This window comes from Enterobacter cloacae complex sp. SYL001 (assembly GCF_049237025.1).
GTDB lineage: Bacteria > Pseudomonadota > Gammaproteobacteria > Enterobacterales > Enterobacteriaceae > Enterobacter > Enterobacter intestinihominis.
The window spans coordinates 23,568-32,809 of record NZ_JBMKJI010000038.1 but is presented as its reverse complement, the minus strand read 5'-3'; the positions used below and the strand labels follow the sequence as shown (position 1 = coordinate 32,809).

At 52.5% G+C, this 9,242-nt stretch carries 7 protein-coding genes; 4 read left to right on the top strand and 3 right to left on the bottom strand.

Translation table 11 applies throughout. The features are described from left to right. Positions 1–288 precede the first annotated feature (288 nt). Positions 289–1,242, top strand: a complete 954-nt coding sequence (locus ACOTZP_RS22455; RefSeq protein WP_271074523.1) for a nickel/cobalt transporter — start codon at positions 289–291, stop codon at positions 1,240–1,242. A 32-nt stretch (positions 1,243–1,274) separates the two neighbouring features. On the opposite strand, the gene proP is transcribed toward ACOTZP_RS22455, so the two are convergent. Next, positions 1,275–2,777 carry a glycine betaine/L-proline transporter ProP gene (proP, locus tag ACOTZP_RS22450; protein WP_022646793.1) on the bottom strand — a complete coding sequence of 501 codons (1,503 nt, stop codon included), beginning with the start codon at positions 2,775–2,777 and terminating at the stop codon, positions 1,275–1,277. A gap of 646 nt (positions 2,778–3,423) precedes the next feature. Here proP and kdgT point away from each other — a divergent pair. Beyond that, a complete protein-coding gene (gene kdgT / locus ACOTZP_RS22445) occupies positions 3,424–4,416 on the top strand; it encodes a 2-keto-3-deoxygluconate transporter (RefSeq protein ID WP_022646792.1) in 993 nt (330 codons plus the stop codon). Between the two features lie 33 nt (positions 4,417–4,449). Here the strand turns inward: kdgT and ACOTZP_RS22440 are convergent, their stop codons facing one another. After that, the gene (locus ACOTZP_RS22440) at positions 4,450–5,328 is read right to left on the bottom strand and encodes a diguanylate cyclase regulator RdcB family protein (RefSeq protein ID WP_022646791.1); all 879 of its coding nucleotides are present in this window, start codon (positions 5,326–5,328) and stop codon (positions 4,450–4,452) included. Continuing rightward, positions 5,325–7,679 carry a clamp-binding protein CrfC gene (gene crfC / locus ACOTZP_RS22435; RefSeq protein ID WP_023305280.1) on the bottom strand — a complete coding sequence of 785 codons (2,355 nt, stop codon included), beginning with the start codon at positions 7,677–7,679 and terminating at the stop codon, positions 5,325–5,327. The genes ACOTZP_RS22440 and crfC overlap by 4 nt, the downstream gene beginning before the upstream one ends. A gap of 591 nt (positions 7,680–8,270) precedes the next feature. On the opposite strand from crfC, the gene ACOTZP_RS22430 reads away from it, so the two are divergent. Together ACOTZP_RS22430 and yjdN are read left to right on the top strand one after the other, a co-directional pair. Next, positions 8,271–8,606, top strand: a complete 336-nt coding sequence (locus ACOTZP_RS22430) for a zinc ribbon domain-containing protein YjdM (RefSeq protein WP_022646789.1) — start codon at positions 8,271–8,273, stop codon at positions 8,604–8,606. 80 nt (positions 8,607–8,686) lie between these two features. Then, a complete protein-coding gene (yjdN, locus tag ACOTZP_RS22425) occupies positions 8,687–9,118 on the top strand; it encodes a VOC family metalloprotein YjdN (RefSeq protein WP_022646788.1) in 432 nt (143 codons plus the stop codon). The last annotated feature ends 124 nt before the right edge of the window (positions 9,119–9,242 follow it).

The following is a 9,242-nucleotide window of genomic DNA, read 5'->3' as shown; positions in this document are numbered from 1 at the left end:
CCTCTTTCAGAGTCAACCCTGATTTTCAGGATTTTTTCTCTTCAACCGACCGGGTTGTTTGTGAAGTGATTCACATCCGCCGTGTCGATGGAGGCGCATTATAGGGAGTTCCCGAGCGACCGCAACAGAAAAGTTGCAAAAAAATGACTGACTGCTGTATTCCCCAGCAAAACCCCGCTTTATACCTTTTTACGCACAGAGTTATCCACAATCCATTGACGATCCCGGTGTGATCCAGCGATTTGAACACTATACTAGCGGCAAATATTTCTCTCGCGGGTCAACCTCATGACGACACAACGACTTCAACGTGACTGGCGTCTCCCAACCGCCGGGCTCACCGTGCTGGCGTTACTTATGGCAGGTTTTGCACTGCATACGCACTGGAATGCTTTTATTCAGTGGTGCCTCGCCACCCAGATCACCCTGCACCGTTATCTGGTGATGTATTTGCTGCAACTTAATAATCATCAGTACAGCGGTGGGCTGTGGTTGTTAACCGGTGCGTTTCTTTATGGTGTACTCCATGCCGTTGGACCAGGACACGGCAAATTTATCGTCGCCACGTATCTCAGCACCAATAAAGAGAGCCAGCTCGCGGCGCGCGTCGTACCGTTTATCGGTAGCCTGATGCAGGGCGTCAGCGCGATCCTCTTTGTCTTTATCCTGGCGGTTGGATTGAACCTCGCGGCAGGGGATATCAGTACCAGCCGTTGGTACGTCGAGAAAATCAGCGCCTTACTGATTGCCGCCTTCGGTGCGTTTATCATTTATCAGGCGCTCAGCAGCCTGCGTCCGCGCAAAATGGCGATTAGCGCCATCAAGCCGCATCATCAGCATAATGAACACTGTGGCTGCGGCCATCACGGCGTAGGGGTGGATCTGGCTAAAAGCGACTGGAAAACCCGTCTGGGCGTGGTGCTGGCCATTGGCGCACGCCCGTGCAGCGGAGCAATTATGATCCTGATGTTCTCGAATGCGCTCGGCATTATTAGCTGGGGAATTGCTGCTGTGATGACAATGTCGCTGGGAACGGCGTTGTCGATTATGGGGCTGTCGCTGGCAGTACGTTACGCGCGTGAACGCACAGTAGCCTGGTTTAGTGGCGGCACTTCCCTGAACTGGGTAATGCCGATGGTCAAAATAGCCGGAGGAGTTGTTCTGATACTGTTCGCAACTATCCTCTTCCTGACGGTGATCCCCGTCAGCGCCAGCGGCGACTATATCGCCGCAGGATGCTAATAAAAGAAAACCCGCCAGCGGCGGGTTTTTTATCACTCGTTAATTCGCGGATGCTGGTCAACCAGGCGAGAACGTTTTTTCTGAAGCTCTTCAATCTCTGCGTCAATATCTTCAATCTTCTGCTCTACGTTATCGTAGTGCTCGCGCAGGATCTCCTTCGCTTCCTGAATATCGGACGCCGCAGGCGTTGCCCCTTTCAGTGGACGGTTCGCCGTCTCCTTCATAGTAATACCGGTAATCAGGCCAATCACCGCAATAACCATCAGATAGTAAGCAGGCATCATCAGGTTCTGCGTGCTCTCCACCAGTGAAGCAGCAAGCGTCGGCGTCAGGCCCGCAATCAGAACGGAGATATTAAAGGCTGCCGCCAGCGCACTGTAGCGAATATGCGTCGGGAACATTGCCGGTAGCGTAGAAGCCATCACCCCGATAAAGCAGTTGAGGATCACCGCCAGCATCAGCAGACCGGCGAAAATCAGCCCCAGCACATTGCTGTTAATCAGAATAAAGGCCGGGATTGCCAGCGCGAACAGTGCGACGCTACCGAGAATAATGAATGGCTTACGGCCAAAGCGGTCGCTCAGCAGGCCCATAATCGGCTGCACGAACAGCATGCCTACCATGATGGCGATAATAATCAGCACACCGTGGTCTTCCGAGTAGTGCAGGTTATGCGACAGATAGCTCGGCATGTATGTCAGCAGCATGTAATAGGTCACGTTGGTGGAAATCACCAGACCGATACAGGTCAGCAGGCTGCGCCAGTGTTTGGTCGCAATCTCCTTGAACGACACTTTCGGGCCATCCTGCAACCCTTCACGGTCGCCCTGTTCCAGCTTTTCAACGTGCTGCTGGAACGCAGGCGTCTCTTCCAGGGCGTGACGCAGGTAAAGACCGATGATGCCAAGCGGCAGCGCCAGGAAGAACGGAATACGCCAGCCCCAGTCGAGGAAGTTCTCTTCACCCACTACGGTTGAAATCAGAACCACAACTCCCGCGCCCATGACAAACCCGGCAATCGAACCAAAGTCGAGCCAGCTGCCCATAAAGCCGCGTTTTCGATCCGGAGAATACTCAGCGACAAAAATCGATGCACCGGTATATTCGCCGCCAACGGAGAAGCCCTGCGCCATCTTACAGATCAACAGCAGGATCGGTGCCCATATACCAATGGTCGCATAGGACGGAATAAGGCCGATACAGAATGTACTTATCGACATGATGACAATAGTAATAGCCAGGATCTTCTGGCGACCATATTTATCACCCAGCATGCCGAAGAACAGGCCACCGAGAGGGCGAATAAGGAAGGGAACAGAGAACGTACCCAGCGCGGCAATCATCTGCAAGCTGGGATCGGCACCGGGGAAGAACACTTTACCAAGCGCATAGGCAACAAAGCCGTAGACACCAAAATCGAACCACTCCATCGCATTACCGAGCGAGGCCGCCGTAATCGCTTTGCGCAGTTTCGCGTCATCAATAATGGTGACATCGCGCAGCGTGATGGGTTTTACTTTTTTCCTTCTAAGCATAGCTTTCCTCGTAGACTCAGCCCCGTCCGTTTCACAGCGCATTTGCAAGCTGTGAACCAGAGATCCGCTCCATGCGAATCTCCTTATTCAAGCGTAGCAGGTTTACTTACATTGACGTTTTACCTCAATACAACCGAACCTGTTGACGCCTGTCTGGGCAGTTAAAGACCTTTTTACCCTACCAGCGTTTATATATGTGATCAACTTCACATATATTTTTCCGGTTCGTAAGTTGGCTTCAGGTTTTGTCAATTCACGATAAATAAGGTCATTCTCACCCCCTTTATCAAGCACATCTTAACACCCGTTATTATTCCTCTTAAAACAAAAAACAATCACATTTCTTCACATCGAATTTACACAAAATTTAATTATTAACAGCGGGCATTCCTGTTTACATTCAATATGTGACGCAGATAACTAAAACAGTGTTTTATTTTCATTGAATCGCAATTCCAAAGATCGCATGATAAACCCGAACACAATATCCCAGCGGCTTTCAAATGAAGGAATGCTAAGCACCTGAATTTCGCTTTACAGCATAAGTAACGAATCGATTGGTCTTCAAAAAAGGCAATCATTTGAATTTGTTGATCTATTTTTTGAGATTTCCGCCAGCCACGCGGGCGAGATGTGAGGGTTAATGATGAAGATTAAAGCAACAATAGAACGCATCCCGGGCGGGATGATGCTGGTCCCGCTGGTACTTGGCGCGATATTAAATACGCTGGCCCCGAATACCGGTGCTTATTTTGGCGGTTTTACAAAAGGTATGATCACCGGAACGGTACCGATTCTGGCAGTCTGGTTCTTTTGCATCGGCGCATCTATTAATTTACGTGCAACTGGTACGGTATTACGTAAATCAGGGACGCTGGTCATTACTAAAATTGCGGTCGCCTGGGTCGTTGCCATGATCTGCGCGATGTTCATTCCGGAGAATGGCATACAGACCGGATTCTTCGCCGGATTATCCGTTCTGGCCATTGTTTCAGCAATGGATATGACCAACGGCGGTCTCTATGCCAGCCTGATGAATCAATATGGCACCAAAGAAGAATCAGGCGCGTTCGTGCTGATGTCCCTGGAGTCGGGTCCGCTGATGACCATGCTGATTCTGGGTTCTGCCGGCCTTGCCTCCTTTGAACCCCACCATTTTGTCGGGGCGATCCTGCCGTTCCTGATTGGTTTTGCGCTAGGCAACCTCGATCACGATCTGCGCGATTTCTTCAGCAAAGCCACCCCGGTACTGATCCCGTTCTTCGGCTTCGCGTTGGGCAATACCATCAATCTGAACGTGATTCTGGAAACCGGCCTGCTGGGTATTGTGCTGGGTGTTGCCGTCATCGTCATCACGGGTATTCCGCTAATTATTGCAGACCGCGTCATCGGGGGCGGTAACGGAACCGCAGGTGTGGCCGCCTCGTCGGCCGCAGGCGCTGCGGTAGCTAACCCGGTGATTATCGCCCAGATTAACCCGGCCTTTGAACCGGTGGCGGCTTCCGCCACGGCCCTGGTTGCCGCCAGCGTGATTGTGACGGCGATTCTGGTCCCGATCATCACGGCGCTATACGCCAGACGTTTTGGACAGGTTCCGGAGACCCAGGCAGAGCCGAAAGCGGTAGAAATGCACCACTAAGTCGTTCGCCCCCTCCTTAAAAAGAGGGGGCAATCACGCACTAAATATCTCTTCCACCATGCCATCCACCAGCCGTTTTGCCGAACAGAGTCTCGGCATACCCAGCGCGACCGTTTGCCAGCTCTGCGTCACTGACCAGCTCACCGGATGTTTATCCGCCTGACACCAGTCCCCCAGCCAGCCAAGCATATCTTTATAATCCATCAGACCAGGAGAAGCGGGCGTCGTCAGCCACTGATGGTAAAAATGCCGGGTGGTGGGAGAAGCATTAATCCCCTGTGCCAGATAGTTTGCGGCCATGCTGCGCAGGTTATCTTTCAGCATGGCCGCCACATCACTATTCGCCAGACGACAGGCATCGCCAAACGCGCCCCAGCGCAACTCTTCCAGCACGATAAAGCAGCGGCCAGCCAGCGACCAGCCGTCATACTGCCCGGCTCGCCAGCGGGTAAAAATTTGCTCGCTGTGCTCACCCGCCTGAACCGTAAGGCCGCGCTGCGCGAGCGCTTTCTCTTTATAAGCGGCACGCTGGTTGAAATGTGCGGAGAGCGCCTCGTACTGTTGCAACAATCCGGAAGGTTGAGGGAGGCGTGGATTAACCTGCTGGCGCAGGGCTACCAGCTTGTCGGACATGCGGGTCAGCGCCAGGTGTCCGGGGTCGAGCATACCGGCCAGTTTCTCCGCCAGACCCAGCCGCAGTGCTGCATTTTCGTTGAGCATTCCCGCCATTGCCCATGGCCGCAACCGGGTCTGCGTAACGATCTCCTGCGTCAAACGCTCACGAAATTGCAGTTGCTGTGGCCCCAGGAGGGTGTGACGAGCAGCATCCGCCCCCTGGACCAAATCGACCATAAATTTTGGATGAATACACTCCAGCGTCCGCCCGGGACCGTCCAGTAGCTGTGTTGTCATGGTTGCTCTGCCGCGAATAAGGTTTGAATATCATCGCGTAACAGTCGGGTATCTTCCTGAATCCACGCCGCTGTGGTCATACTTTGCTTCAACAACTGGCTAAGCGCCCGGGTTGAATGCTCATTCTGCTGCCGCACGGCAAGGCTATCACGCAAGCTTTCCTGTAACCCGGTCAGGCACAACGAAAACTCTGCAAAGAACGTTGCCATACCTGCCGTAACAGAGACATCGACCTGCGCGGCCAAAGCTTTACGAATTTGATCGCAAAACTGATCGGTATGCTGCGTAAATTTGCCATGAAGCTGAGCGATATCGATGACATATCGGGTGCGCGTCTCCACATACGCTTCCCAGCCCCAGCCGGGATGATTGAGCCAGCGCGAGACGGTATTACGTACGCTGCCCGCCCCTGCGGGCTGACTGGCGGGAGGGGTGTCCTGCACAATGGCATCATTAAATAAGCCGCGCGTATTGAAGTTAAGCTGGTTTGCCTGAAACGCCGGAAAGCTAATCCGCGCCCGAAAGCCGGCATGACTGAGCTGTTCCTTAATTTGCATCTCGATGGGGCGCATCGCCTCATTCAACGATCGGGCGAGCGTAGACTCCAGCTGATCGAAGCGTAACGCCAGCTCCCGGCTAATTCTGCTCTGCGCATTCAGCAAAATCTGCTCGCATGACGATCGGATCTTGCTCAGGACAATCTGTGCCTGCCCTTCATCGTCAAGCACCAGCTGCTGGTGCTCATCCGTGTCGTCTGTACGCATGCTGGATGGCTCGCGCCCGGCTAAATCAAGAATTAACGGGCGGCTAAACATGTCGTCCAGCGCCTGGTGAAGTTCACCTTTCTGACTAAGCAGAAATGTATCCGCTGCGTTGAGCGCCTCTTCAACTTCATGCTGGACCTCATCGCTCACTACGCTCTGCCGCTGACGCAGCATCGCCATGTCCTCTTCCAGGCGCTTAATATTCCGCTCCAGCTCATCAAAGGCGACCGTCAGTCCCTGATGGCGAAAATCCAGGTATTCTCTGGCATTTTGCGCATAGTTCAGCAGCTTATGCGATGCCGACCGCAGGGCGAACAGCGAGGCGTTGGCGTAAGCCGCGTAAATCAGCTTGCGGATGGGCTGTTCGAACAGCGAATCCTCCCACAGCAGATCCGCCGCATGGCGAATATGGTCACTATCGTCGAGATCGGCCGTACGCCAGCGGCGGCCCAGCGCGGCCTCGGCAAAATCCTGTACCCAACGCTGATCCTGATGATCGGGAAGCCGCCCATGGGTGTTCATCTCATAGCGGGCGCGGTTTGCCAGGTAGGCCCACATGGAAGAGACCGGATAAATTTGTCCCGGAGAAATATTCCCTTTCATCAGCGTGCCGGAAATCATCGCCCGTACCTGCTCTTCATCGTCGCTGTTACGATCTTTCTGATCGAATTTATTGACCAGGGCGTAAAGCGGCACGGATTTCCCCGCCGCCGAAATTGCCTGACGAACCTCGGCGTCGGAAATAGATTTAAGCTGGGTATAGTCCATCACCGCCAGCACGGCGGAGGCGCGCGCCAGCTGCTCGCTGAGCATTTTTTGCAGGTGCGGCTGTCCGGCCTCGTTCGGCCCCGGCGTGTCGAGCAGCGTCAGTTGCCCCAGGTGCGCATCCAGACCGGCGAGGTGCACAAATTCCACCTCAATCACCGGAATATGTTCAATCGCGGCGTACTCAGAAAAAGGAAACTCCACGCCCAGCGCCTGAGAAAGCCGCACCAGATCGTTCAGGCTTTTAAGACAATGAAAGATGGGCTCCGCGCCCAGGTGATGTTTTCCGAACGCCTCACCTCTTTCGATGCGCTCCAGCAGCGTATTCATGTCCTTGTCGATTTCCAGACGCCGCGCCAGCTTGCCGCGATCTTTATCGCACAATTTCGTCTGCAACTGGGAAATCAGGGTATCAATGGGCGCAACGTGCAAAAAATGCAGCACCGGCTCCTTCTGGCCCGGCGTATGGCGGATCAGCGTGGGCAGCGCCGTCATCGGACGATTGCGGTTCGGCAGCACTTCCGTGCCCACAATCGCATTAATGGTGGTCGATTTTCCCGCTTTCATGGTACCCACAATCGCCAGCACCATTTCGAGGCGGGTTATTTTGCGTAATTCGTTATTCAGCAACGCCTGCTGAGCGTCGACACCCCGCGCGCTAAAATGTAATGGCAAAACGTTGTTATTAACGCCGCTCATGGCAGCGGCTGTGCTATCCAGCTTTGCAATCGGCATTGATTTTAATGAATCAAGATTGTTCAGAGCCAGCTGTAACAAACGTTCGGCTTCCTGGCTTAATTCAAATATGGTCTGTGTGTGCATGATAAAAGCCTTCCCTTAACGCAAATTTATTACTTTTATTAAGCCACGTTTTTTTAATTATACTGTTCAGGCTTATATGATCATGTATGGAAAACATGTTCATTTAATACAAGTAACTGAAGATAATGAGAATTTAAATCTCACCCTTCTAATACGTGTAAAACATCCCTCTGGTCAGAAGACCAAAAGTAAATAGACAAAACGCATTTTCAGGAAACATCAGGAGATATCATCGTTATTTACCCACCAAAAAAGAGAGGTATTCCCTGACACCAAAAGATGTATAGCATTAGAAAGGATAGATAAATAACGGCTTGTTCCTTCACCTTATCCGAAATGGCACAGCGTAGCAATTTGCTGTAATAAAATATTCGATATATTTATCATCATAACGATCACTGCCGTGCAGGGCATAAGCTTCCCTTAATTCACTGACAGTTCGTGTCATCTTTTACGCATTTTTGCGCTATTTTTCTAAAACAATATCACCGACAAAAGTGGGGATTTGCGTTATACTCGCTGCCTTTTTCGGCACACTGCCGTCATTTAGCTGGCGTTTTCCAGCGTGTTAACACTTTTGAGGATACCAACATGCAACTTCCACACTGCCCGAAATGCAATTCTGAATACACCTATGAAGACAATGGCATGTTCGTTTGCCCGGAATGCGCCCATGAATGGAACGATGCGGAGCCTGCGCAGGACAGCGATACGCTGATTGTGAAAGACGCGAACGGCAACCTGCTGTCAGACGGCGACAGCGTTACCGTTGTGAAAGATCTGAAGGTAAAAGGCAGTTCTTCCATGCTGAAGATTGGTACCAAAGTGAAAAACATCCGTCTTGTTGAAGGCGATCATAATATCGATTGCAAAATTGACGGCTTCGGTCCGATGAAACTGAAATCTGAGTTCGTGAAAAAGAACTGATTGACCCGCCCGGTGACGCTTCGCTTACCGGGCGTTCGGGAACTACACTTAACGGGCTTTTCTTACGTGAGGTAAAGATTATGCCGTTAAGTCCCTACATCTCTTTCGCCGGCAACTGTGCGGAGGCCACCGCCTTCTATCAGCAGGCCGTCGGCGCAGAACTCCTCTACAAAATCACCTTCGGCGAAATGCCTAAAGACGAAAACAGCGAAGAAGGCTGTCCGTCCGGCATGAACTTCCCGGATACCGCCATCGCCCACTCTAACGTCCGCATCGCGGGCAGCGACATTATGATGAGCGACGGGATACCGCCTGGCAGCAGCGCGCAATACGCGGGTTTCACACTGGTGCTCGACACCCAGGATGTGTCGGAAGGCAAGCGCTGGTTCGACAACCTCGCCGATGGCGGCAATATTGAAATGGCCTGGCAGGAGACCTTCTGGGCGCACGGATTCGGCACTGTAACCGACAAATACGGCGTGCCGTGGATGATTAACGTCGTTAAATCGTAGGCTGGATAAGCGCAGCGCATCCGGCAACAGCGTCCGGTGGCGCTGCGCTGACCGGGCCTACGGTGATTGTCATCAAATCCCCCTCAACTCTTCAAACTCCCGCAACCAACACTTAACCTGAATG

Bases quoted from the DNA above. Each gene is read 5' to 3' on its own strand.
- ACOTZP_RS22440 (WP_022646791.1), bottom strand. From the start codon at position 5,328: ATGACAACACAGCTACTGGACGGTCCCGGGCGGACGCTGGAGTGTATT.
- crfC (WP_023305280.1), bottom strand. From the start codon at position 7,679: ATGCACACACAGACCATATTTGAATTAAGCCAGGAAGCCGAACGTTTG.
- ACOTZP_RS22455 (WP_271074523.1), top strand. From the start codon at position 289: ATGACGACACAACGACTTCAACGTGACTGGCGTCTCCCAACCGCCGGG.
- proP (WP_022646793.1), bottom strand. From the start codon at position 2,777: ATGCTTAGAAGGAAAAAAGTAAAACCCATCACGCTGCGCGATGTCACC.
- kdgT (WP_022646792.1), top strand. From the start codon at position 3,424: ATGAAGATTAAAGCAACAATAGAACGCATCCCGGGCGGGATGATGCTG.
- ACOTZP_RS22430 (WP_022646789.1), top strand. From the start codon at position 8,271: ATGCAACTTCCACACTGCCCGAAATGCAATTCTGAATACACCTATGAA.
- yjdN (WP_022646788.1), top strand. From the start codon at position 8,687: ATGCCGTTAAGTCCCTACATCTCTTTCGCCGGCAACTGTGCGGAGGCC.